General features: G+C 41.9%; 13 protein-coding genes. 8 read left to right on the top strand and 5 right to left on the bottom strand.

What is annotated here, in order from left to right:
- Nucleotides 1–34 precede the first annotated feature (34 nt).
- Together SY85_RS09760 and SY85_RS09750 are read right to left on the bottom strand one after the other, a co-directional pair.
- The gene (locus tag SY85_RS09760; RefSeq protein WP_066404002.1) at nt 35–1,345 is read right to left on the bottom strand and encodes a hypothetical protein; all 1,311 of its coding nucleotides are present in this window, start codon (nt 1,343–1,345) and stop codon (nt 35–37) included.
- 680 nt (nt 1,346–2,025) lie between these two features.
- A complete protein-coding gene (locus tag SY85_RS09750; protein WP_066403996.1) occupies nt 2,026–4,938 on the bottom strand; it encodes a triple tyrosine motif-containing protein in 2,913 nt (970 codons plus the stop codon).
- A gap of 212 nt (nt 4,939–5,150) precedes the next feature.
- Between SY85_RS09750 and SY85_RS09745 the strand changes: the two genes are divergently transcribed.
- The 6 genes from SY85_RS09745 (at nt 5,151) to SY85_RS09720 (ending at nt 16,151) form a co-directional block, all read left to right on the top strand.
- On the top strand, nt 5,151–8,261 hold the full coding sequence (locus tag SY85_RS09745; RefSeq protein ID WP_066403993.1) for a SusC/RagA family TonB-linked outer membrane protein: 3,111 nt from the start codon (nt 5,151–5,153) through the stop codon (nt 8,259–8,261).
- Between the two features lie 18 nt (nt 8,262–8,279).
- Entirely contained in the window at nt 8,280–9,803 is a 1,524-nt protein-coding gene (locus SY85_RS09740) for a RagB/SusD family nutrient uptake outer membrane protein (protein WP_066403991.1), read from the top strand.
- A 265-nt stretch (nt 9,804–10,068) separates the two neighbouring features.
- Nucleotides 10,069–11,865, top strand: coding sequence for a cellulase family glycosylhydrolase (locus SY85_RS09735; protein WP_193408754.1), 1,797 nt, complete (start codon nt 10,069–10,071; stop codon nt 11,863–11,865).
- A gap of 22 nt (nt 11,866–11,887) precedes the next feature.
- A complete protein-coding gene (locus SY85_RS09730) occupies nt 11,888–14,053 on the top strand; it encodes a glycoside hydrolase family 3 C-terminal domain-containing protein (RefSeq protein ID WP_082886356.1) in 2,166 nt (721 codons plus the stop codon).
- A gap of 151 nt (nt 14,054–14,204) precedes the next feature.
- Nucleotides 14,205–14,987 carry a glycoside hydrolase family 16 protein gene (locus tag SY85_RS09725; protein WP_066409554.1) on the top strand — a complete coding sequence of 261 codons (783 nt, stop codon included), beginning with the start codon at nt 14,205–14,207 and terminating at the stop codon, nt 14,985–14,987.
- A gap of 6 nt (nt 14,988–14,993) precedes the next feature.
- On the top strand, nt 14,994–16,151 hold the full coding sequence (locus tag SY85_RS09720) for a family 16 glycosylhydrolase (protein WP_066403989.1): 1,158 nt from the start codon (nt 14,994–14,996) through the stop codon (nt 16,149–16,151).
- 27 nt (nt 16,152–16,178) lie between these two features.
- Here the strand turns inward: SY85_RS09720 and SY85_RS09715 are convergent, their stop codons facing one another.
- The 3 genes from SY85_RS09715 to SY85_RS09705 form a co-directional block, all read right to left on the bottom strand.
- Entirely contained in the window at nt 16,179–17,714 is a 1,536-nt protein-coding gene (locus SY85_RS09715) for a PAS domain-containing sensor histidine kinase (protein WP_066403985.1), read from the bottom strand.
- A gap of 602 nt (nt 17,715–18,316) precedes the next feature.
- Nucleotides 18,317–19,363, bottom strand: coding sequence for a hypothetical protein (locus SY85_RS09710; RefSeq protein ID WP_066403984.1), 1,047 nt, complete (start codon nt 19,361–19,363; stop codon nt 18,317–18,319).
- A 248-nt stretch (nt 19,364–19,611) separates the two neighbouring features.
- Nucleotides 19,612–20,715, bottom strand: a complete 1,104-nt coding sequence (locus SY85_RS09705) for a glycosyltransferase family 4 protein (RefSeq protein WP_066403982.1) — start codon at nt 20,713–20,715, stop codon at nt 19,612–19,614.
- Nucleotides 20,716–20,805: 90 nt separating this feature from the next.
- On the opposite strand from SY85_RS09705, the gene recG reads away from it, so the two are divergent.
- Both recG and SY85_RS09695 read left to right on the top strand, forming a co-directional pair.
- On the top strand, nt 20,806–22,917 hold the full coding sequence (gene recG, locus SY85_RS09700) for an ATP-dependent DNA helicase RecG (protein WP_099459377.1): 2,112 nt from the start codon (nt 20,806–20,808) through the stop codon (nt 22,915–22,917).
- A gap of 50 nt (nt 22,918–22,967) precedes the next feature.
- A complete protein-coding gene (locus tag SY85_RS09695; protein ID WP_066403980.1) occupies nt 22,968–26,546 on the top strand; it encodes a DUF7948 domain-containing protein in 3,579 nt (1,192 codons plus the stop codon).
- Nucleotides 26,547–26,554 lie beyond the last annotated feature (8 nt).

Here is a 26,554-nt window from a genome sequence, read left to right as displayed (position 1 = left end):
TATTCCGCCTCTTATAGTTTGTATATAATATGTTTTACCAGTTACGTTGAACTTTAAACTGGCCAATAATGGAGCTGACTTTTAGCTGTTTTCCATCAGTAGATGTTTCAAAATAGCCTGCATGATCAATGGCGAATATACCGGTAATGTATTTTTTGCCGTCCTTGGTTATTTCTTCAACGGATAAGAATCCTTCGCTATCTTTTCTGTCGGAATCAATCTGGTAAATAGAAGCATAAATATGTTTTAAATCAGGATCAGCATATTCAAAAACAACATGTTCTTCTTCATCCGAAAACATTGACCATGGATATTTGCCATTTGAATTACTGCCAGCCATCACAGGCCATTGAATGGTGATCTGGGGAAGATCATTTGATATTCGAAGATTGCCTAACGAATACATAGGTAGTCCCGGTGTTTTAGAAGCCATTGCTGCATGTGTTGTCCAAGGGCCACCATCAATGCTGAGCTGAATACCGTCTTCAATAAGGTATATAGTGCTGATTAATAAAACTTTTACACCTTTCACATTTAGTTCCACTGTTACAGTGGCTGTTTTACTGGCAGGTTTAGCCGAGGGAGCTGTATAGATCGCTTCATTCCCTTTGCCTGTTAATTGGCCTGGTCCGGATAGTGACCAGCCAACAATGTATTTGGGGTCCAGTTTAATAGGTACATCATTGGCGTCAATGGCAGGAAGTTCTTTGCCTAATGGTGCAATAAGATCCTCTGCATCTGAATGTACGTATATTACTGCCTTTAGATTTACCTGTTCTCCTAGGCCTACCGTTTTAACGGGTGGGGTCAGTACCATGGCTTCGATCTGGGCCCAATCGCTGAAGTGCGTGCTTTGAACCGTTACCGTTTTTTGAACGGGGTCAATGGCAGTGCTGCCTACTGTTGTCCAAACACCTTCATTATTTTGATAGGCAATTTTTAATGTTTTTGTGGAACTTACCAGGCGCTCCATCTTTTGGTAAGAAAAGCGAATCGTCACAGGCTTTTTAAAGGTGGTACCGTGCGGCGTTAGGCGATAACTATTACCTAATCCACCACCACAGGTGTTAGAGAGTGGCTGTATACCAATCTCTGTTTCTTTGCTAAGGGCCCCCTCCGGGATTTCAATTTCGATGGTACCATCAGGGCTTTTTACCAGTCCGCCCTCTGGGCCAACAAATTCAGTATAAGGCTCGCCGATAGGCTTGCCTACTGCAGATACGGTGCCGCCTCCTGTTTCGTCGGAATCTTCAATGTGGTCGGGTTTTTTACAAGAGAGAAAAGAAAAAAAGAAGATTGGTAAAAGAATGGTTGCCCATACTTGTTTGCTGGTTAGCCTTTTCATTTTTAAACGTATTGTTTTGGTACGCTAAGGTATTTATGCCCACCACCCTTTTTCTTAGTAGTACTTCGTAAAATGAAAAATGCGTAGTGCTAACTACTGTATACAAATAATTAATAATAGAAGTGACCGGTATGGCAGATTCAGCATGTTATTGGGTTTTATATAACGTTCATTTTGGGTGGTATTTATTATCTTTTAATGACCTTGTCTGCTTCCGGTCTATATTCATTGTTCTCCAATCCCTAATTCCTTCATTCATCTATACGTGCTCAATATCTTCTATCTCCATCAGCTAATTATTACATTCACTAATCAACTAACCCCACCTTCGAAGTTTTCTTTCTGGAGTATCTCCCTAGTCTCTTGTACCTCTCCTGTACCTAGTCTGTACCTCTTCTGTACCTCTTCTGTAGGTAAGTCCGTACCAACTGCACAGAAAAAGCCCTCTACCTGCCTTCCACATTCACTACTCCTCCTACCATCCTCCAATGCTACTTCTATATACATCCGTAAATCATGAAGAAAAAATATAATAAAAAGAGCCAGAAGTGCTCCTAAAAGTGAAGAGTCTAAAGATACTAAAGCAGCCCAACTCATTATTCATCACTCATTTCTCATTGCTCGCAGCTTTCATTAGCTAATCTTCACATCAGCTAATCAGCTAATTTTCTCATCGCTTCTTATTCACTCACCGGGCTAGGTATTTCTCCATTGATACCCAATAAATAATCAAATAAGTTCACTTCTGTTGGTAACTGAAGTTTCTTACGCAGGCGATAGCGACTGATTTCAACGCCGCGAACGGAGATGTTCATTAGCTGCGCAATCTCTTTCGTCGTTAAATTCATACGTAGGTGGGCACAAAGCTTTACATCATTAGGGGTTAAGCTGGGATGTTTGGCTTTTAGTGATATAGTGAAGTCGCTATGTACTTTGTCAAAGTGCTGGGCAAAATGATCCCAGTCTTTTTCTACCCGCTCGTCTTCCCCTAATATCTTAATGATCTTCTTGTATTGATCAATTGTTTTTTCGTCCGTGCTGGTTTTGGATAGACGTTTGAGTTCTTCCTTGAGATTGGTGAGTAACTCTCCTTTTTGTAATAAATGCATAGCAGAAGAGGCTAGCTCCGTATCCTTATCCGCCAGTTCTATTTCCAGTTTTTCGTTACGTAGTTTAATGATTTCTTTTTCATTCTTTTCCAACTCCAGTTGGTAGAGGTATTCTACTCTTTTTTGCTCTTCTTCGTATTTCTCTTTTTGTAGCTGAAACTTCTTTTTCTGCCGTAGGTATATCAGATATACAGCCGTAAATAAAATGAGCGCATATATTAAATAGGCCCACAAGGTTTGATACCAGGGTGGAAGAATGGTAAATGTAAAGCTGGCTACTTTCGACTCGTTACCCAGGTTATTGCGGGCCTTTACATGAAACGTGTACTTGCCGGCAGAAAGGTTGGTGTATTCTTTTTCTGTTTTCTTAGCAAAGTCAGACCATTTATCTTCAAAGCCTTCCAGGTAATAACTATATTCAATGGTAGATCGTTGGGCATAGGCAGCTGAGGCGAATTCAATATGAATGGAATTCCAGGCGTTATCTATCTTAATATTCCTTGCTTGTGCAGTTGTATTTGACTCGTTTACCTCTTTAAAGTATCCTCCATATAGCAGGCTGTCTGAAGGTCCTAGCACGCGAACAGTTCTAACCTGTATCTGTAGTGGGTATTTGTTTTTTTTGTATTGGTCGAAGTTGATATGATAAAAGCCTTTTTCCCGACCTATAAATACATTGTTATTATTAACCGGATAGATAAACTCAAAGCCATCAACCAGTTTGTTTGTCAATTCCGGCAGGTAAATGATTTGTGGCTTGGATTGAGAAAAGTCCACAACACCTAATGATTTATTGAACACAAACCAGATGTTGCCATCTTTGTCTTCTTTCAGATAGCGTACTTCTAAGTTTTTGAATATGGCGTTATAGAAAGCGGAAGGTTCAAACTGATCGCTTGCGGCATTATACTCATAGATACCCTTCGAGGTGGTAAGTAAGATCCGGTTTTTGATCTTGAATATATAATTGCCATTGGACGATAAAACATTTTCCTTGGCTGTATACTGCTTTACTTTAGGAAGCTGGCCTTCTGTATAGGTGATTTTGTAGACGCCTTTATAAGGATGTGAAGCCCATATAGTATTGTTGTCTACTACGATGAAGCGGGCAGATTCAAAATGGGCATGTATATTTTTATTTGTTAGCTGATGGGTCTTATAATTATAAAAGTTAATGCCTTGGTAAGTGCCGGTTATAATTATGGAAGAAGGCAGTACGTTAGATAAGGGAAAGAAGTTCCAAAAGCCGGTAGTATTGTCAATAGGTAGTGCGTTATTGTCGCGAATGAGAAAACTACCATCATGGTGACCAAGCAACAGTTCTCCGTTTACTTCAGACAGGTTCCAGACCTGACCATTGGAGTTAGCAACATGCTTAAAAGCCCCCTTTACAAAACTTAGGTCGGGATGACTATATAAGGGCACACTAAACAGTCCGGTGGATGTACCTATATATAATTGATTGTTGTGTATGATGGAAGCATAGCCAGACCCATTGTTTTGATAGTCTGGTAAGATCAATTTAATGGCATTGTTATAAGCAATAAAATCGATACCGTTATCCAGTCCCAGCCAGATGTTGCGCTCTCGATCCATAAATACACCCAGAATATTGTTATCCTGTAAGCCTTCCTTGGTGGAAAAGTTTTGTATCAGGTTGCCAGCTCTGTCAATAATATAGCATCCATCCAAGTTGGTAATAACGGCAATGTGGTCATTGTTGACCAAGGTTACTCCTGAAATGTATTTGTCGGCAATTTGGTTGAGGAAGGGCGATTTTAAAGGCGTAAGATTTTGGCCTGATAAAATATACAGGCCGTTTTTACGTGTGGCCAGCAAGGTTGAATCATGTCCGATAGGGGTGGCGCCAGTAATAAAAAAGTCGTCTGGTAAACCTGACGGTTGAATAAAAGGTACCCACACGCCATCCTGGTAGGTAAGTAAGCCTTTAGTATAGTCCTGGGCTATCAGCCGGTTGTTGCAGGTGCCAAAGTATCGCCAGTGCGTACTTTTATATACTGTACAATTTTTACCACTGAACTGGAAGATCTTGTTGCTGGTTTGGAAAAACGCCCGGCCCTGGTAAAACTCAATTTCCCATACATCGGTTAGGGATGCTTCATCTTTAGGAATTAACGGTTTCAGGGAGTGAAATATCAGTTGTCCTTGTTCATCCGGTGAGAAATAGCCGAATTCGTCTTGTCCGCCAACATATAATTTATTATCTGGACCAAACTCAATGGCTCTGACAATACTTTTATTAGGGAGGGGGTAGGTTTTCCAGTTTTTACCATCAAAACTTAAAACCCCATCATTATTAGCAAAATAAAGAATGCCATTCTTGTCCTGTTTTATCTGTCGGTTCTGGGCACCCGCCGTATAAGATTGTTTGGTATAATTAACAATAGCGGGTAGACCAATGGTATTTTGGCTATACAGGGCATGCGCAATGAAAAGGGTCAGGGTTAGAAGAATAAGTTTCATCGTTAAGCAAGCGTAAGTGAAAATAAAAAAATTACATGAAGTAGTAGTGAAGGGGTGGAAATGTAGAAAAACTACGATTTTAAACAGGGATGATGTAGTAATGATGTAGTACAGAAAGCTCTAGTAGTGCAGTTGGCGGCTACTTTTATGTTCTAATCCGCTGGCAGCGTTTTGCCGTCAGCGGAGCCACTCTAAAACATAAAAGCTTGCGTATGAAACTGAAAATTGCACTCTTGCTCTGTACTATTCTTTTGCTACAGGGTGCCCTCATCCCCGTTTGGGCACAATCGCTCACCGTTAAGGGGAAGGTTATTTCTAAAAACAACAATGAACCCCTGCCTGGTGCTACGGTTACAATTAAAGGTAGCAACACAGCTACGATCACTGATGAAAATGGAGACTTTACCATTAATATACCACAACGAGGCTCAATGCTTGTTATTAGCTATGCGGGCATGGAAAGCCAGGAGGTAAGTGCGGGGGACGGAGCCGTTGCCGTTAGCCTTGCCGGTATTACGGGTTCTTTAAACGAAGTTGTAGTAGTTGGTTATGGCCAGCAGCGGAAAGCAAACGTAACGGGTTCTATTTCTTCTATAAAGGCAGACCAGTTACAAACGGTATCCAATACCCGTTTGGACCAGGCCCTGCAAGGTAGAACCGCCGGTGTGGTGGTTCGTCCTACTTCCGGACAGCCAGGTGCTCCTGTTAATATTCGGATCCGGGGTACAAGCTCTAACAGAAACTCCAACCCCTTATTTATTGTGGATGGTATCAAAACAGGCGGTATGGAATCTATCGACCCGGCAGATATTGCCTCTATGGACATTTTGAAAGATGCTGCCTCTGCCGCCATCTATGGTTCTGAAGGCGCTAATGGGGTTATCATTATTACTACTAAAACCGGCCGCAGAAATTCTTCCTCTATATCTTATAGTGGACAGTATGGTGTTCAGTCGGTAAAGGATGGATTTATTGACATGATGAATGCCCAACAATACCAGCAATACCTGGAAGAAGCCAAAGTGGCTGGACGGCCAACAGCGGCCGATGTTGCGGGTATTGGCGCCGGTACCAACTGGTTGGATGAATCGCTGCAAACCGCCCCACAACAACACCACTCCTTAACTTTTAGTGGCGGTACTGATCGCACCACCTACCTGGTTACCGGTAACGTCTTTACGCAGGATGGCGTAATTGGTGGCGATAAATCTCGCTTCAACCGTTATTCAGTACGTTTCAATGGCGATTACAAGGTGAAATCATGGTTGAACATTGGTAATCGTTTAGCCTATAGCAATCACCGCAGAAGAGCAATTTCCGATAACAACGAGTTCGGATCAATCATTAGTAGCGCCGTAGTTATGGATCCAACTACGCCTGTGCGTTACCTGCCCGGAACAACATTGCCAACCCACGTACAAAATGCATTGGCGGCTAATAAACCACTGCTTCGCGATGAAAATGGAAACCTGTATGGTGTTTCCAACTTCCTGAAGGGTGAATATGTAAACCCTGTAGCACGGATACAGGAAACTAACGGTGAAAACGTACAGAATAAATTGATCGGAAACGTATTTGCCGATATTGAGCCTTTCCGCGGATTCAAGTTTACATCTCGCATTGGTATTGATGCGGCTTTCCAATTACAGCATGGTTGGACACCAACTTACTGGTTCTCTGATGAAAGCCAGAACACGGTAGCTAGCGGTTATGATGTAAGCGACAACTGGTATACCTGGTTGTGGGAAAACTTTGCCACCTATCAAAGAAAGGTTGGTGATCATAATTTCACCATACTAGGAGGTACCTCAGCTCAAAAAACGCATGAGCAGCATATGGGCGGTAGCTATTCTGGTCTATTTAAAGAAGAAGATCGCTTCTCCTACGCTGATTATGTGCCTGATGCTAACGATCGAATTGGTAGCACTGCTTTTGATGTTACGTTGGCGTCTTTCTTTGGTCGATTGACCTATGATTATAAAGGACGGTACTTATTCAATGCTTCTGTAAGAAGTGATGGTTCATCAAAAGTAGCTCCTGGTTATCAGTGGAAAACCTTTCCAGCCTTTTCTGCAGGCTGGGTATTGAGCAACGAAAGTTTCTTCCCGACTTCTATCAGCCGTGTGGTGAGCAATGCTAAACTGCGAGCTAGCTGGGGGCAAAATGGTAGTATCTCCTCTGTAGGTATCGGCGAATGGATGAACCGGATCGGTGGTGGATTACAATATCCTGACGCAAGTGGAAACCTGATTGTGGGCGCTGCACCAACTAGCTTACCAAATCCAGAGTTGACATGGGAAACAGGCGAACAGGTTGACATTGGTGCAGATCTTAGTTTCTTCAGCAATCGATTGAACTTTACTGTAGATTATTATAAAAGAACTACAAAAGATCTTCTTACCACAGGTACCGCACCCTCATTTGTAGGTGCTAATATTACTACTGTCAATGCAGGTGATGTAGTCAACAAAGGCTGGGAGTTTGAACTGTCTTATGCAAATATGCCTCTTAGAAAAGGCGATTTCTCTTACGAGATTGGTGGTAACCTAAGTACGCTACATAATGAAGTAACCTATCTGGATCCCAATTCGCCCATCATCTTTGGTGCCGGCGTTGGTACAGGATGGTCAGCCACTGCTATGCAGGTAGGATATCCTATCTGGTATTTCAATGGCTATAAGACTTCTGGCATTTTCCAAACACAGGACGAGATCAATGCTTACTTAGCTAAAACAGGTATTACCGGTTATACTCCAAAACCAGGTGAGCCAATTGTTGTGGACGTAAATGGCGACAAGCAGATATCTGGTGCTGACCAAACTATGATTGGTAGCCCTCACCCAACATTGTCCTATGGTGGTCGAATAAATCTTGGCTTTAAAGGATTCGATTTCTTGATGTTTGTTCAGGGGCAGTCAGGTAATGATATCCTTATGGGCTTCAATCGTACGGACCGTGCTACAGCCAACAAACCACTGTTCTTCTATAACGATCGTTGGACAGGCCCTAATAGCACCAATTCCTGGTTTGCCCCTAACGCATCAAACCCATATATCTATAATGGTGATTTGATGATATTCAATGGTGCCTATACGCGGATCCGCCAATTGCAATTAGGTTATACACTGCCAGGCAGTTTATTGAACAGAGCTAAAATCAATAATGCCCGTGTGTACGTTTCATTGGATGACTACTTCACGTTCACAAAATATCCTGGTGTAGACCCTGAAGGTGGTAGCAATGATGGTAACAGCATTGGTATTGATCGTGGTGGTTACCCAGTGCCAAGAAAGCTCATGTTTGGCCTAACCTTTAGTTTCTAATTCAATAAAGAGATTACAATGAAAACATTAATAATAAAGACATCATTTGTTTGTTTAACAGCACTGGCTTTAACCAGTGGATGTAAGAAGTTTTTAGATCAGGAAGTGGTAGGCGCTTATCCAGAACAGGATTTTTATAAAACGGATGAGGATGCTACACAAGCTACAACGGCTGTATATGATATGATGCAGGCGCATTATAATACGGCTTGGACCAGCTTGTATATGGTAAAAACACTGCTAACGGATGAAAGTAATGCTGGTGGTAATAACTCGGGCGACCAACCGCAATATCAGGCGTTAGATGATTATAATTTTGATGCTACCAATGCAGGTGTAAGAGATGTATGGCGTATTCTTTATTTTACAATTTACCGCGCTAACAAGGTCATTAACTCTGTGAAGCCAGAAACAGACTTGCGTAAGCGCTTGATTGCTGAATCAAAAGCGTTGCGTGCGTACAATTATCTGGAATTGGTTTCACTGTGGGGAGATGTTCCTTTAGTGTTGGCTGATATACCAAAAGGAGGATTCACAACTACCAAACGCGCGCCTAAGGCTGAAATATATGCGCAAATTGAGAAGGACCTGAACGAAGCAATTGCTGTATTGCCCTTAAAAAGCCAATACAGTGCTGCTGATAAATTCCGGGTTTCAAAAGGCACAGCCCAGGCCATTCTTGGTAAAGCATTATTGTATGAAGGCAAGTGGAGTGATGCTGCAACACAGTTTGAAGCTGTTATTACTTCAGCTCAATATGGTTTGGCACCAACAATAGGTTCTGTTTTCTCTAAAGCTGGTGAGTTTGGAATTGAATCATTAATGGAAGTTTCCTATACATCTGGCCGTAATTATGACTGGGGTAATTTCCCTTGGGGTGCTCAACCGGAAAGTAATATTCACGTCCAGCTAATGGGGCCCAGAGGTGACTTTTATACAAAGGCTCCTGCCGATTCATTAATAGCCGGATGGGGTTTTATCCTTCCAAAGAAAAAAATGTATGATGCCTTTACAGCTGCCGGAGATGCTAATAGAAGGAAGGCAACAGTAATGTCTGAAGATGAATTAAAGGCAGCAGGAGGCAAATGGACTGGTGCCGGTATCTGGGATTATGAAGGCTACTTCCAACGTAAATATGGTTCTTTCGAAACGCAAACCGGTGGTCCTATCAATGAGTTGAACTATGGCACCAACTGGCGCCTCATTCGCTACGCCGATGTACTGTTGATGGCTGCTGAAGCCTATAATAAAGCTGGTAACGATGGGAAGGCATTACCATACATAAATATGGTACGTCAGCGTCCAGGTACAGCTTTGCCGGCATTAACCGGTGTAGCAGGCACGGCTTTATTCGATGCTATTGTAAAAGAACGTCAATTAGAACTAGCCTTTGAAGGTGTTCGTTTCCAAGACTTGGTACGTTGGGGTAAAGCCGCTCAAGAGTTAGGACCATTAGGATTTAAAACCGGTAAGCATGAATTGTTGCCTATACCTGATTACGATGTAAAATCAGGAGGTCTTTCTCAAAATAATAATTATTAAAAACGTCTAAACGTAATGATGAAAAATCGCTAGGGATTAAACAACATGGAGTTTACTGAATTGATTAGTAAACTCCTGTTGCCTTAGCTGATTGAAACTTATTTGCCAGCTATAAAAGCATGGCAAAAGAAGACTTATGTGCTGACATAAGTAGGGAGTTTAATTCTCATTCATAAGCAATCTTAAAGGGTGGTTCATGTTTACTTATATGGGTTGGACATCTGCCACCCTTAGTTTTTAATACCCTATTATAAAAACAATTGTTGTGTATCACTTCTTTTTTTCGATTCGGCTAAAGGGTGGTGTTGCTTTTGTAGCTGGCCTTCTTTTCCTTTTTGGGATAAAGCCTGCCAGTAGCCAAAGTTATCTAAAGGTGGCGGGTAGCCAGATCGTAAACGCTAGCGGCCAAGAGGTTATTTTACGGGGTATTGGACTGGGGGGCTGGCTGCTGCAAGAGCCCTATATGTTGCAGTTGGCCGGTGTTGCCGCTGCTCAATATGACATTGAACGAAAAATAAAAGATGTGATTGGGGAAGCAAATACAGCAACGTTTTATAATGCTTGGTTGGCCAACCATTGTCGAAAGGCTGATATCGATTCATTAGCAGCCTGGGGATTTAACTCTGTACGCCTGCCTATGCATTATAACCTATTTACATTACCTGTTGAAGCCGAGCCGGTTGCTGGGCAAAACACATGGCTGCAAAAAGGCTTTGATCTGACAGATAGTTTACTAAGCTGGTGTAAGGCTAATAAAATTTACCTGATTCTGGACTTACATGCAGCGCCAGGCGCACAAGGAAATGATATTCCTATTGCTGATAGGGATACAGCAAAAGCTTCTTTGTGGCAAAGCGACGCTAATCAGAAAAAAACGATTGCATTGTGGCGAAAGCTGGCCGAACGTTATGTTAACGAAGAGTGGATCGGTGGCTATGATCTATTAAATGAAACCAATTATGGGTTTACGAACCCTGCCGATAAAAACGGATGTGCTGATTCACTCAATGCACCATTGAAAAAATTGTTGAATGATATAACTGTAGCTATCCGTCAGATAGATCAACGGCATATCATTTTTGTGGAAGGGAACTGTTGGGCCAATAATTATAAAGGGTTGTTGCCTTTTAGTGATAATAATACGGTGGTAAGTTTTCATAAATACTGGAACTACAATGATCTTTCTTCTATCCAGGGATTTATTAATATTCGACAGCAATACAATACGCCTATTTGGTTAGGAGAGTCAGGCGAGAACTCCAATGCCTGGTTTACGAATGCTATTCAGTTGTTAGAAGAAAATAAGATTGGCTGGGCCTGGTGGCCACTAAAGAAGCTGGGTTCAAATAATCCGTTGCAAGTAAAGTTAAATCCTGGCTATTTGCAATTACTCAACTATTGGAAAGGCGAAGCACCAAAGCCTACAGTTGCTGAAGCCTTTAAAGGTCTAATGCAACTAGCGGAAGATGTAAAGGTTGAAAATACGATTTATCGCAAAGACGTGATTGATGCCATGTTTCGGCAGGTTAATTCTACAGAGACCAAACCTTATCATCCCAATAGTATAACAAAGGCCGCCATACTAAACGTAGTAGATTATGATTTGGGTAGAAGTGGGTATGCCTATCACGATGCAGATTCCGCTAATTATCGTGTTGCCACGGGTAAGAATACAGCATGGAATAGAGGAAGAATGTATCGAAATGATGGTGTCGATATAGACACTTGTAATGATTCATTTAGTAATGGCTATTGTGTAAGCCATACAGAAGTAGGTGAGTGGTTGCAGTACACTATAAATGTTAGTGAAGCCGGCATGTATGATATAAGCTTTCGTACTACAGCAAAGGATAGCGCTGGTAAACTGCAACTGCAAGTTGGTGATAAAATTATTGGCGATGTAAAGCTTCCGCTTACTAAAGATGACCAATATTGGACAACCACTACTATTAGAAAAGTGGCATTAATAAAAGGGACGAACAAGCTACGCGTAACTATTCTAAATGGAGGTTTCCGCTTTAGTAGTATTCAAATACAACTTCTTTCAAAGAATAAAAAATAATAACCACGTAACAATACGAGCAATGACTAGAAAACACTATGCACTTTCAATACTGCTAATACTGGTTTTTGTAACTGGTGGCCAGGCGCAAATGCAAACGAATGCTTCTGTCGAGGCTAAGATCGAGGCACTTATCAAACAACTGACCCTTGAGGAGAAAGTAAAAATGATCCATGCCAGTTCTTCTTTTACAACGGGTGGGGTGCCCCGTTTAGGGATTCCTGAAATGGTCACTTCAGATGGTCCTCACGGTGTGCGGCCAGAGCATGGTCGCGACTGGAACCTGGATCAGAATGTATATGACTCAGGTACCTATTTGCCTGTAGGTGTTTGCCTGGCAGCAACCTGGAATCCTAAGTTGGGCTATTCCTTTGGCTCTGTTCTGGGCAGTGAGGCCAACTTTAGAGGTAAGGATGTGATCTTGGGACCAGGCATTAATATCATTCGCTCTCCCTTGAACGGTAGAAACTTCGAGTATCAAAGTGAAGATCCTTACCTCGTCTCCAAAATGGTGGTGGGATATATTAAAGGAGTGCAGGATCAGGGCATTTCAGCCTGTGTAAAGCACTATGCTGCTAATAACCAGGAAACACGCCGTTTTTGGGTCAATGTGAATATGAGTGAACGGGCATTGCGTGAGATCTACTTGCCTGGTTTTAAAGCGGCTGTACAAGAGGGTGATGTAAATACCTTAATGGGCTCTTATAATAAGTTTCGCGGCCAATGGGCTACGCATAATGCCTATCTGATGAACCAGATCCTGAAAACCGAGTGGGGTTTTAAAGGGCTAGTAATGAGCGATTGGAACGCAGTGCATAATACAATGGAGGCCATTTGGAATGGTACAGACCTTGAAATGGGTACCGATTTAGGAATGTTGCCTAATCCTAATTATGGTAAGTTTTTCCTGGGCGATACAGTTGTGACAATGGTAAAGGCTGGCCAAGTACCCGAGTATGTGATTGATGAAAAAGTACGTCGCATCCTGCGGGTAATGTTTAAAACCAATATGATCGATGGCAAACGTAAAAAAGGAGAATATAATGTAAAGACGCACCAACAAACGGCGGCGCAAGTGGCCGAAGAAGGTATCGTGTTATTGAAAAATGAAAATAATATACTGCCTTTTAACAAGAGTAAGCTAAAGTCAATTGCCGTTATTGGCGTTAATGCTACACGTCCGCAATCAATGGGTGGCGGTAGCTCGCAGGTGAAGGCATTTTACGAGGTCACACCCTTGCAAGGAATTCAAAAATTAGTAGGTAGCGGTGTCAATATTACTTATGCTCCAGGCTATACCATTACACGAGGTGGTACTGCTGATCAATTGTCTATAAACAAAGCAGCTGAAGCAGCGAAGAATGCAGACGTGGCTATTGTTGTAGGTGGTTGGACACACGGCTATAACTATAGTGTATGGTCTGATAATGCTTATGATGCCGAGGACACCGATAAGCCAGATATGCAAATGCCCTTTGGTCAGGATGAATTGATCAAGGCTGTGTTGGCTGCTAATTCTAATACCGTGGTTGTATTAATGGGCGGCGGACCAATAGATATGACACAGTGGGTAGATCAGACAAAGGGAATACTGCAAGCCTGGTACCCAGGTATGGAAGGCGGCAATGCGCTGGCCAAGATCCTTTTTGGACAAGTGAATCCATCAGGAAAACTGCCGATGACTTTCCCGAAAAAGTTAGAAGATGCACCTGCGCATAAATTGGGGCAATATCCGGGCGATTCAGTGAATGTTTACTACTATGATGACATCTATGTTGGGTATCGCTATTACGATACCTATAAGGTAGATCCCCAGTTTGCTTTTGGTCACGGTCTCTCCTATACGCAATTTGAGTATAGCAATTTGAAAGTGCAGGGAACAGGTAAGAATGTTACAGTTTCGTTTACAATAAAAAATACGGGTAAGTTAGCCGGTTCGGAAGTGGCTCAGGTATATGTACACCAGCAAAAGTCTTTGTTGCCAAGACCAGAAAAAGAGTTGAAGGCTTTTGACAAAGTAATGTTACAGCCAGGGCAACAAAAAACGGTTACGCTAACATTAAAAGAAGATGCTTTTCAATACTATAATGATATGCAACACAAGTGGGTGTTGGAGCCTGGTACATTTGACATTTTAGTAGGCGGCTCTTCAAAAGAATTAAAACTGAATGGAAAAGTAACCCTCTGATTAGAGCAACGATATAAATAAGCTTGACTGCTTGCTGTCTACTAGTAGTTTCATTTAACTGCTAGTAGCTCATTAGATATTTGGAATTTGTTTTTTGGTATTTCCTCTTTTGGGTATCCTAATCCCATTCCTAAAAATCAATCTTATGCAAATGAAATTGATAAAGGGGCTATTGACCGCAATAGTCCTTTTTACTACAATTATAGCACAAGGCCAGTTTAAGAAACTGGTTTGGGCCGACGAGTTTAATTATCAGGGCTTGCCGGATAACACCAGGTGGAGCTATGATACAGGCGGCCATGGTTGGGGAAACAATGAATTACAGTACTATACGCTTGTACGTCCGGAAAATGCGCGCGTTGAAAATGGAAACCTTGTAATTGAGGCACGTAAAGAAGATTTTAAGGAGGCACATTTTACATCAGCCCGTTTAGTGTCTAAGAATAAGGGCGACTGGCAGTATGGTAGAATGGAGATAAAAGCTAGGCTTCCCAAAGGAAGGGGTGTGTGGCCTGCCATATGGATGCTTCCAACGAACTGGTCATATGGTGGCTGGCCGCAAAGTGGTGAAATAGATATTATGGAGAACGTAGGTTATTTGCCCGATTCTGTTTTTGGTACTGTACATACAGGAGCTTTTAACCATGCCATTGGTACACAAAAAACGGGTGGCGTAATAAGAACCGATTTGTCAGAGGCGTTTCATGTTTATGCCATTGAGTGGACAGCTGACAAGATCAGTTTTTTTGTTGACGATGAATTGTATCATGTGTTTGTAAACAACAAGAATGGTAGTGAGGCCTGGCCCTTTGATCAGAAATTCCACATGCTGCTGAATATTGCTGTAGGTGGTAACTGGGGTGGTAAGTATGGTGTTGATGAATCTATATTTCCACAACGCATGGAAATAGATTATGTGCGTATCTATCAATAGAAATCTATGCAACGGTTTTTCATTCTAGCGGTTTTTGCTTTTGACCTTCTTGCTTGCTCTAAAAAGGGTGGAAATACGGATAGCGAGGCAATCAATCCTGAAGTAAGCATAAATGATGTAGTGCAAGCAGAAGGAAACAGTGGTACATCTGACTTTGTATTTTCCGTTTCGCTTGATAGACCAACTTCTAAAACGGTAACACTTTCTTATAGTATCGTAGATGGAACCGCCTTAAGTCCATCTGATTTTGAAGCAACCTCAAGCCAGCTTCTCACCTTTCAGCCACAGGAGACCTCGAAACAAATTATTGTTCATGTGAAAGGTGATGCAGTTAGAGAAAGTGATGAAACGTTTATGGTCAACTTAGATCAAGTCACAAACGCCACCATTGTGAAATCTACGGCTACGGGTACTATTCAAAATGATGATGCAGTGGGGGAATTTTCTAAGTTGGTTTGGAGTGATGAATTTAACAATGGAAGTTTAAACTTAAATGACTGGATGTTTGAGACTGGGGATGGATGCCCAGGTCTTTGTGGTTGGGGTAACAACGAATTGGAGTATTACACCAGTCGCCCGGAGAACCTCTTTTTTCATAATGGAAACTTGGTCATTGAGGCACGAAAAGAAGATTATAGCGGTAGAAGCTATACTTCGGCCAAAATTGTTACCAGGGGAAAGAAGTCATTCAAATTTGGGCGTATGGACATACGGGCTAAGCTTCCCAAAGGCAAAGGTGTATGGCCAGCCATCTGGATGTTGCCGCAACAAAATGTATATGGCGTTTGGCCTAAGAGCGGCGAAATTGATATTATGGAATTGGTAGGACATGAGCCAAATAAAGTGTATGGCACTGTTCATTTTGGTCTAGGGCCTTCCAGTACCCAGTATAGCAGAGGTTATCAATTACCAACTGCCGATTTCAGTACAGACTTTCATGTGTACTCTATTATTTGGGATTCAAATAGTATTCAGTGGCTGGTAGATGGGCAAGTATTTAGCAGTTTTACAAAAACCGATGTGGGAAGTGCCACGTATCCATTCAATGAAGAGTTTTATTTTATTATCAACCTAGCCATAGGTGGTAACTGGCCGGGCAGTCCTGATGCTACTACTGTTTTCCCGCAGCAGTTAGTTGTTGACTACATCCGGGTCTACCAATAAACTTGTTAACTCTTTTAAAAGGTATAATTACATAGGGAAGCAAACATCAATGGCGCATCCATTTCCCTTGGAAGTCTTGATTTTAAAGCTGCCTTTTAAATTGTCGGCCCGGGTTTTCATATTTGTCAATCCAATACCTTTTGGCTTTTTAGTGAGATCGAAGCCTTTGCCATCATCAATAATGGAGATACAGAGTTTACGATTATGGTTTTTGATATCAATAATAACCTCCTTGGCATCAGCATATTTAATGATATTGTTCAAAGCTTCCTGAACAATACGGTAGACAGCTAAATGAAGATCCTGGTTCACGTTTGCATTTTCCAGATTGTAGGTCTGGTATTGAATCTTAAACCGGTTGGTAAGATTTATAGACTCCACTGCCTCTTTGATTGAGTCTTGAAGACTAATATTGCCTAATGTTGGAGCAGACAGGCGTTTAGATATACTTCTGATTTCGTTGATGCAATCTTGTAGGAAATAATTTGACTTTTTAAGTAGCTCCCTATCTTCTCTATAGCCACTCAGGAACATTTCATTATACAGCTTTACGGTAGTTAGAATCTGGTTCACATTGTCATGAAGTTCTAAACCTATTTGCGAGCGCTCTTCTTCTTGCGCCTTTATTACCGCTGCAGTTATTTCTCTTTGTTTTTTTAATTGCTCGTCTTCCAGTTGTTTCTGTAAACGCATTCTATCTGTTATATCCCTGGAATTAATAACAATACCATTAACAAACGAGTTGTTCAAATGATTAATGCCTTTCGATTCCAGCCATAACCAATCGCCATCGCTTTTTAGAAACCGATGTGCAATGCCAATGGCATCAGGGTTATTTTGAATGACCTTGGCCAGTTCAGAAAACACATCCCCTTTATCATTCGCATGTATGTAGTCAAATGCATTTTTATTTAAAAACATGTCCGGTTCAAAACCAAGGATGGTTCTTACATTCTCGCTTACATACTTAAAGGTGCCGGCTTCATCTATAATTACAATAATATCCGAACCATTTTGAACCAATGATTTGAACTTTTGCTCACTAATAGCTAACTGTGCTTCAGTTTTCTCGTTTTTTTTTAATTCTCTGAAATTGGCTTCAGTTTTCTCGGAAGCATCTCTGGCCACACAGTATAAGAGATGATCTTTCTCATTCCATTTTACTGACCAGGATACAGGAATAATAGAGCCGTCTTTATGTATATACCGGTTCTGAAAATTTGTAATTACGTATGTGCTTTTTATTTCATCTGCCGCCTGTATGGTCTTTTCAATGTCTTCCGGTGCCAGAAAGGTTAAAAAAGAGGTATTGATCATTTCCTCTGGCGTATACCCCCAAAGCTGTAAGCTGGCTTCACTCACGTATCTGAAATTTCCTTGTACGTCAATGGTGCAAACCACGTCGACAAGAGAATGCAGCAATTTTTCTAATTGTTCTTGGCCAAATTTAGGCAGGTGAGCCTGGTCATAAGAATTGGAAGCAGAATAGCGGCTGTTCATGGCGGTGGCAAAAGTCAGTAAACACTCACTATATAGCCGTAAGACATTTAATAAATAAAACATATTTATTGCCGCTTTACGTATATATACTTATTATGATGTAAAGAAATAGTCTTCTCTATGCGATTGTGTTTCAATCTTTAATAGCGCCAATATTCCAGAAGCCGTCCCATGCTCTCCAAGGTTTTCTTAAGCTATAAACGACTGCTATCTAAGGATTATAGTTTTGGAGTTAAGATTTCTCCTCTCAACTTAACCGCCCTAATAGCTACTCCGTTTTCCATAAAGAGCATTTCTGCTCTTGATTTTCGCCTCCTTTTCACCTGATTCGAGCTTGTTAATCGGATAGGATAACCCGAGGATAACCTGAGTATAACCCGAGGATAAAGAGAGGATAACCTGTATCTATATTGATACAGGTCATCTACGGGTTATGTACTCTTTATATACAGATTATCTACGGGTTATCCTATTTGTCTCCCAAAATATAGTCAGACTTTAGTAAAAGGAGATTTGCCATCTGATCAGGGGAAGGGCTGGCAAATGGTTCGTGGGATTATTTATAAACAGGTACAGTACCGCCGTTAGGCGTTTATTAGACGGCAGATAAAGAGGGGCCTCAACAGGTCACTGCAAATGAGAAGGCATAATATGCATCCTGTTTATTATTTGAGTTTGGCAGTAGGCTCTGTTTCAGGTAAGATGATCATTGTGTTTACAAAGACCCTGTCGTTGGCATTGATTACACTTGAAGATGACATAATAGGGTTGATCACGCTTTTGTTTGCTGTATAGCATTCCAGGCATTCCAGCTGAATACCCAATGACTGGAAATTAATGTGACCGCTGTTTTTCTTTACAACAAAGCCGGGTTGGTCTGAATCCCAGCCATAGAACTCTAACGGCTGGCCATTTAAGGTTTGCAGTTCTTTCAATGACATGCCTAAATAAATGCCTTGTTTAGACCGCCACCTGTGAAACTGGTTACCATTGAAAATGTTCGAATTGTTGTTAACGCCTGCAGGGGCACCCAATATTAGAAAAGAGATGTCCTGGCGGTTTTCTTCATCATTCCAGATAAAGATCACCTGATTGCTGGTGTTTGGAAATAAAATAGAGCATTTGCTGGTCTCTTTTTCAGAGTAGTGAAAAAGGTCCTCTTTCACATTGGTAGAGCCAAATACGGCAGCAATATACTCGTGAGTGGTTAACTGTAACAGGTCTTCGGCATATTGGAACTCGCTAGGTGGAGGCAGTTTCTTAATTTCTAAGACCAAACTATAATACGACAACTTATTATTTTGGACTTTGCAAATCCGGGCTTTTAAGTTCCTTTTTTGGAAAGAGGCAATGATTTGATCATTCGTTTCCCTGTCTTTGTAAGTACGAAAATTATTCTTTTCAAATTCTTGCTGCCAAGTAGTATACTCGGCTTGTGAAGTAGTTTGGAGACTAATGGTAATGCAAGATGTATTCTCACTGCGTCCTATAACCTGCCGGGTCATTTTGTCTTTACTGTACCGCAGAAAGGATAAGTCCGTTCCGAGTGAGTCGGTGTAGGCTTTAAATCCTTTATGCTTCAAAAAATCAGAGAGCGGCTCAGGTTTCATGGCAGAGCAAGCTATTAGTCCGTCTAAGGAAATCTCCTGCTTCTGAGCCTTGATATTGGAAGTATAGAATAGAACTGTTAGTAAAATGTAGAATTTATTCATGCATCACTCCTGTTTAGCTAGTTTTCCAAACATGACCTATTAGAAACAATCATAGGATTGAATCGGCTTCAGAAGGATAGAGGCGGTGGAAATGCTAACAAAGAGGTAACGGAGTGGGAATAAATAGGATTGGAAAGTTGGTTTAGTTTCCTGGGGTAACGCAAAGTTTAAGCCACGGTAGGGCTTATGTTGTGAATTCACTCAATATACAAAATACCAAGCGATGTTCAATTATAAAGTTACAGTGTTTATTTTTCAACTGAATCAACCAGCGTTTTCTTCGGAGGATTATAGTGTGGCACTTTTATGCGCTCAAAAATAAAGGCTGTCAAAAGCATGCAGAGTAGAAGTACAGCAAAGCCAGCTTCCTGTGGTACGTCTTTTAAGAAATAACTGAGTAGTAATACCAAGCCGTGGATGGTACAAAGAAGTTTTGCTGTAAAGCTATGGCTCCATCCATTTGTTGTCAATAAATGATGAATATGGGTTTTATCAGGTGTAAATGGGGATTTACCTCTCCACATACGTAAGCTGAATACCCGCATGGTATCAAATACCGGAATTAGTACAATCCCTAAGGTGAATACAGGTACATGTGGTAGTAATGCCTGTTTTTGTCCAATATTCAATTGCATAAGCCGGATACTTAAGACTGAAACCACAAAGCCCAGAAGGAGGGAGCCTGTGTCACCCATAAAGATTCGGGCCGGGTTAAAATTGTAATACAAAAAGCCAAGCAGGGCCCCCGCTAATGCAAATGCTATAACAGCCGAGGTGTTGTCTCCGCCTAAACCTAGGAAAAGGCCTAGCATCATCAAACTCATAAATCCCAGCCCACCAGCCAATCCATCAATGCCGTCAATAAGGTTAAAGGCGTTAGTTACACCTGTAATAGCCACAATTGTAATAATGTATTGAAAAATTACCGGCAGTCCGTAAATACCCAATAATCCATTTAAATGCGAAATACGTACGCCGCTGAACGCAATAATGGATGCTGTTGCTATTTGTATGACAAATTTGTTGCGAACGGAAATATTGTGCAGGTCATCTAATATTCCTAACACAAAAAGAACTGCAATGGAAAAAAAGAATGAAATAGTAAACAGGTCTCTTGATATAGGTATCCACAGCAGGCAGGCGGCTACCATGGCTATACATACGGCTATCCCGCCCATGGTAGGAACAGGTTGGGTATGTTCTTTTCGGAGGTCTGGAATATCAAAAAGTTTAAATCTGTGGATTAGTTGAATCAGGATCGGCATGAGCAGCATAGCTACTACAAACGCTGTTACAAAGCCTAGGATTGATATTTTAAATAGGGTAAAGTATTGCGTGATTTGCAGCAGCATAGTTTTGAAATTCCAAATGGAGTACAAGTTTAGAAAAAATATCACATCTAATGAATTTGTGGTTGTGCTAATTTTACCGCAAACGAAGAATTGATCACCACGTCTAATATATTAACCCAACCCATTGAATACTTAAAAGGTGTTGGGCCTCAACGTGCCGACCTTTTAAAGAAGGAGTTGGGGTTGTTTACATATGGTGATCTGCTTCATCATTTTCCCTACCGGCATATTGATAAAACCAAGGTGCTAAAAATTTCGGCATTAACAGGAGGGGTAGAGTTTGCCCAGGTACAAGGTGTGCTCTCATATAAAGAGGTAATAGGCGAGAAGGCTGGCAAACGTTTGGTGGCTTACCTGCGCGATGATACAGGGGTAATAGAACTGATTTGGTTTAAAGGGTCGACCTGGATTGAGAAGATGTTGAAGGAAGGATATGTCTATACTGTTTTTGGGCGTATTGGGTTCTTTATGGGCAATCCGCAGATTGTGCACCCGGAAATTGAATTAAAGTCCAGTGAGGATAATGGTATTAAAAACTTGCTGGAGCCCGTATACTCCACCACCGAAAAATTAAAAGCAAGAGGGTTGGGAGGCAAGCAGATTGGGAAATTGGTACAGTCACTCTTAGCGTTAATAACGCCAAGGGATTTACCAGAGAACTTACCAGAATCCGTCTTGACAAAAGGACGTTTGGTGTCGCGTTATGAAGCGTATTGCCAGATTCATTTTCCGAAATCCCAGATTGAAAGCAACCAGGCTATTCGCCGATTGAAATTTGAGGAGTTGTTTGTTGCCCAGATCCGGCTGGCCTTGACAAAATCGGAGCGACACCGTCACTCCAAGGGAGTAATATTTAATAAAGTAGGCGACCTGTTTAATAGTTTCTATAAAGATCACTTGCCATTTGAATTAACTGGTGCCCAAAAAAGAGTGATAAAAGAAGTGCGGGTGGATTGCGCCTCGGGACATCAGATGAACCGGTTACTTCAAGGTGATGTAGGTAGTGGAAAAACGGTGGTAGCGTTACTGGCCATGTTGTTAGCCATTGATAACGGCTTCCAGGCCTGTATGATGGCGCCTACAGAGATCTTGGCCCAACAGCATTTGCAGTCTATACAAAATCTTTTAAAAGATATGCCGGTGGGAGTGCGTTTGTTAACAGGTTCTACAAAGGCAGCAGAACGCAAACGTATTCTGAAAGACCTGGTAGAAGGGGAGGTTCATATCCTTATTGGTACCCACGCCATTATTGAAGAAGTAGTACAGTTTCAAAACTTAGGATTGGCTATAGTAGACGAACAGCACCGGTTTGGTGTGGCGCAACGTGCCCGTCTTTGGAAAAAAGCTGCTATACCGCCACATGTTTTGGTGATGACTGCAACGCCCATCCCACGTACGCTGGCCATGACGGCATTTGGCGACTTAGATTATAGTGTGATGGATGAGTTGCCACCTGGCCGTCAACCGATAAAAACCGTACATCGCTATGACGATCACCGGGCAAAAGTGATGGATTTTATCAAAGACGAAATAAAGACTGGCCGGCAAGCCTATATTATATTCCCACTTATTGAAGAAAGCGACAAGCTGGATTACGAGAGCCTGATGCAGGGGTATGAAAATGTAAAAGCTTTTTTTCCTGAACCTCGTTACTGGATCAGCATGGTGCATGGCCGGCAAACGCCTGATGTGAAAGAGAATAATATGCAACGTTTTGTAACAGGCGATACGCATATTATGGTAAGTACCACCGTTATAGAAGTGGGCGTAAATGTGCCCAATGCTACAGTAATGGTTATTGAAAGTGCGGAAAAGTTTGGACTATCTCAGCTGCATCAATTAAGAGGCCGCGTAGGCCGGGGGGCAGAGAAAAGCTATTGTGTCCTTATGACGTCTGTAAAACTAAGTAATGATGCCCGCGAGCGCATCAAAATAATGACGTCTACTAACAGTGGTTTTGAAATTGCAGAAAAAGATTTAGCGCTTAGGGGCCCCGGTGATATTGAAGGGACGCGGCAAAGTGGAGCCTTGCCTTTACGACTTGCAGATTTAGTAAAAGACAAAGGAATACTTGAAGCTGCCAAAAATTATGCAGAAACGATCGTTGAAAGTGATCCGGACCTAGACTCGGCAGAAAATTTGAGGCTTAAATATTACCTGATGTCATTGAAGGGTAAAACCCCGTGGAGTAGAATATCTTAACATTAGTTTGCACAACATTTTTCATTTTTTTCTGTTAATTTCAAAACACATTGGAAAGAAAAAGCCACATACTCCTTTTCCTGTACTGTCTTGCATTTTTTTCTTCGCGGAGTCAGCAATATGAAAACATTCAGTTTATAGAAAATAAAGGCCAATGGGATGATAAAGTCCAATTCAAAGGAAGCTTTCCCGGCGGTGCTATTTTTATACAACGAGATGGTTTCACCGTTTTGCAGCATAACCCTGAAGACTATAAGCGGCTGGCTGAAAAAATGCATGGTCACCAACTGGATCCACATGCCCGCCAATCGTCGCAAAGCGATTCTCTGACTATTCGCTCACATGCCTACGAAACACAGTTTGTCGGTGCCAATCAACGACCCACTATTATTGCCGATAAACCCATTGTTACTTATAACAATTATTTTATTGGTAATGATCCTTCCAAATGGGCGGTAGGCTGTAAGATCTACCAAGGTATTACGGTTCAAAATCTTTATCCCAATGTAGATCTGCGTTATTATTCCAACAATGGCTTAATGAAATATGACCTTATTATTAAGCCGGGTGGTAATGTTTCGCAGATTGCCCTGCAATACAAAGGAGTAGAAAAACTCACTGTTAAAAACAAAGAGTTGTTGGTGGGTACTTCTGTAGGTGATGTGAAAGAGTTGTACCCCTATACCTATCAATATAGTGCAAAAGGGAAACAGGAATTACCTTGTAAGTATATTATAAAAGGAAACACGGTTCGGTTTGAAGTAAAGAACTATGATCCCACACAGCCACTAATTATTGACCCTACACTGATCTTTTCATCTTTTTCAGGCAGTGCAGCCAATAACTGGGGTTTTACGGCTACTTACGGTCCTGATGGTAGTTTATTTGGTGCTGGTATTGTTGAAGGTGAAGGTTTCCCCGTATCACCAGGTGCTATGCAAAGTCATTATGGTGGTGGCTCTTGGGATATTGGTCTAATAAAACTATCGCCTGATGGTTCTAACCGTGTATTTGCTACCTATATTGGAGGAAATGGAATAGAGCAGCCTCACAGTTTAGTAGTAGACAGGCAAGGTAATGTGGTAGTTGCCGGTCGATCTAACTCTCCAGACTATCCTACACGAGGTGCTGGTAAGGTAGGCCCTGGCGGCGGATATGATATTATAGTAACCAAATTGAATGCTACAGGGACCGCTATTATTGGATCTTTGAAGATTGGTGGAGTAAATGATGACGGTGTAAATATATCAAGTACCCGAAACCGAAATTCTTTGCAATACAATTATGGAGATGATGGTAGAAGTGAAGTGATTTTGGATGGTGCTAATAATATATATGTTGCATCCTGTACGCAGTCTGTTTCACTTAACGCTGCCGAACAATTCCCTGTTATCGGAGGTTTTCAAAGAACACCTGGTTCAGGACAAGATGCTGTTGTTTTGAAAATAGCACCTGATGCCTCTAATGTAATATTCAGTAGTTTTCTGGGCGGTAACGGCAATGATGCTGCCTATGTTTTGTCTATCAATCCAACTACCAGCGACATCTTTGTAGCCGGTGGTACAGAAAGTACCAATCTTGCCCGTACAACGGGTCGCGTCTTCAATACTAACCAGGGAAAGATTGATGGCTTTATTTCTGTGATCAGTAACGATGGAACTGTATTGCGTCAAACCACCTACCTGGGTACGCCAGAATATGATCAGATCTATGGTATTCAGTTTGACAAAGAGGGTTTCCCTTATGCCATGGGACAAACAGAAGGCCATTGGCCGGTACAGGCTCCATGGTCACAGCCCAATGGGAAGCAATTTATTGTAAAACTGCAGCCTGACCTTTCAGCTTTTGTTTATTCAACTGTTTTTGGTACCGGTGCCACGCTGCCCAATATTTCTCCAACAGCCTTTTTAGTAGACCGGTGCGAAAATGTTTACGTGTCAGGTTGGGGTGGCGTTATTCCAAGCACTGGCTTTAGGCTGGCAGGTACTGCTGGTCTCACAACGGTCAATCCTCTGCAGCCCACAACTGACGGTGAAGACTTCTACTTTTTTGTATTAAAACGTAATGCTACGGCTCAATTATATGGTGACTTCTTTGGTCAGAATGGCGGGTTTATTGATCACGTAGATGGTGGTACCAGTCGCTTTGATGCGAACGGTGTAATCTACCAGGCTTTATGCGCTAACTGCGGTGGCGGTGCCCGGTTCCCAACTACTCCTAACGCCTGGGCTTCAACCAACGGAGCTTTGAATGGCCGAAGTGTCAACTGTAACCTGGCCATGATTAAAATAGACCTGGAGCTGGCTGGTATTCGTTCCGGCGTCCAGCCCTCCATTAATGGTGTTCCCCGGGATTCTGCTGGCTGCGTACCGCTGACTGTTGATTTTAGAGACACGGTGTTAAATGCCGTTAGCTATGAGTGGGATTTTGGCGATGGGTCGCCTGTTCTTCCAACAACAGTACCGAATACCTCTCATACCTATTCGCAAGTAGGTACGTATCGCGTCATGTTAATAGGGATTGACCCCAACTCCTGTAATTTAAGAGACACTTCTTATACGCACATTATTGTAGGTGATCAACAGGCTACGGCTGATTTCAACTCGGTTAAACAAGAGCCATGTGAAGAGTTCCGTTATCAATTCACTAATACTTCAGTTGCTCCTGCCTCCAGACCGTTTACAGCAACTTCGTTTATTTGGGATTTTGGTGATGGCTCACCCCAAGTACAGGCAGGAGTGGGCTCCGTTAATCACCAGTATACAGCACCCGGTTCTTACCGCGTAAGGTTATATATGGTTGACTCCGCGTATTGTAATGCGCCTGACTCTGCCGTAAAGGTTTTGAATGTTGCTGCTTTGGTGAAAGCCCGGTTTGAAACACCCGCAGCAGGTTGTGCTCCTTATAACGCCGTATTTACTAATACCTCGGATGGGGGCCAAGAGTTTTTCTGGGAATTTGGTGACGGAACTACATCTACAGATCCCAATCCTACACATCAATACCTGTCTCCAGGAACATATACCATTCGTTTGCGTGTTGTAGATCCAAATACCTGTAACAGGGAAGATCAAACTAGCTCAACGATTACAGTTTACAGTAACCCGACAGCTAATTTTAGCTTAACACCTCAACCGCCGATCGTTAACACAGCAATCAGCTTTACAAATCTTTCCTCTTCAGATGGTGTACGCTTCAAATGGTTGTTTGGAGATGGTGATTCTTTAGTGACCACAACCCGGGATATTGTACAGCATGAGTATAACTCAACAGGAAAGTTTGACGCCTGCCTGATTGTGTTTAATGCCAATAATTGTTCTGATACTATTTGTAAACCGGTAGAAACTTTAGTGGAGCCTGCAGTAGATGTGCCCAATGCCTTTACGCCCTTGAGTGGTGATGTTAATAGTAAAATATTTGTACGTGGCTATGGTATTAAGCAAATGCGATTTACTATTTGGAATCGTTGGGGGCAGAAAGTATTTGAAACGGAAAGCAATAAGGTTGGATGGGACGGCCGTTATAAAGGTGCGATTCAACCCATGGATGTATATGCTTATACCTTAGAAGTAAACTTTACTGATGGAACCAAGACCAGTAAGAAAGGAGATATAACCTTAATACGTTAAAAGCGAGG

The organism is Flavisolibacter tropicus (assembly GCF_001644645.1).
In the GTDB taxonomy this organism is placed as follows: Bacteria; Bacteroidota; Bacteroidia; order Chitinophagales; family Chitinophagaceae; genus Flavisolibacter; species Flavisolibacter tropicus.
The sequence above is the reverse complement of the archived record's forward strand: the minus strand, read 5'-3'. Positions and strand labels throughout refer to the sequence as shown.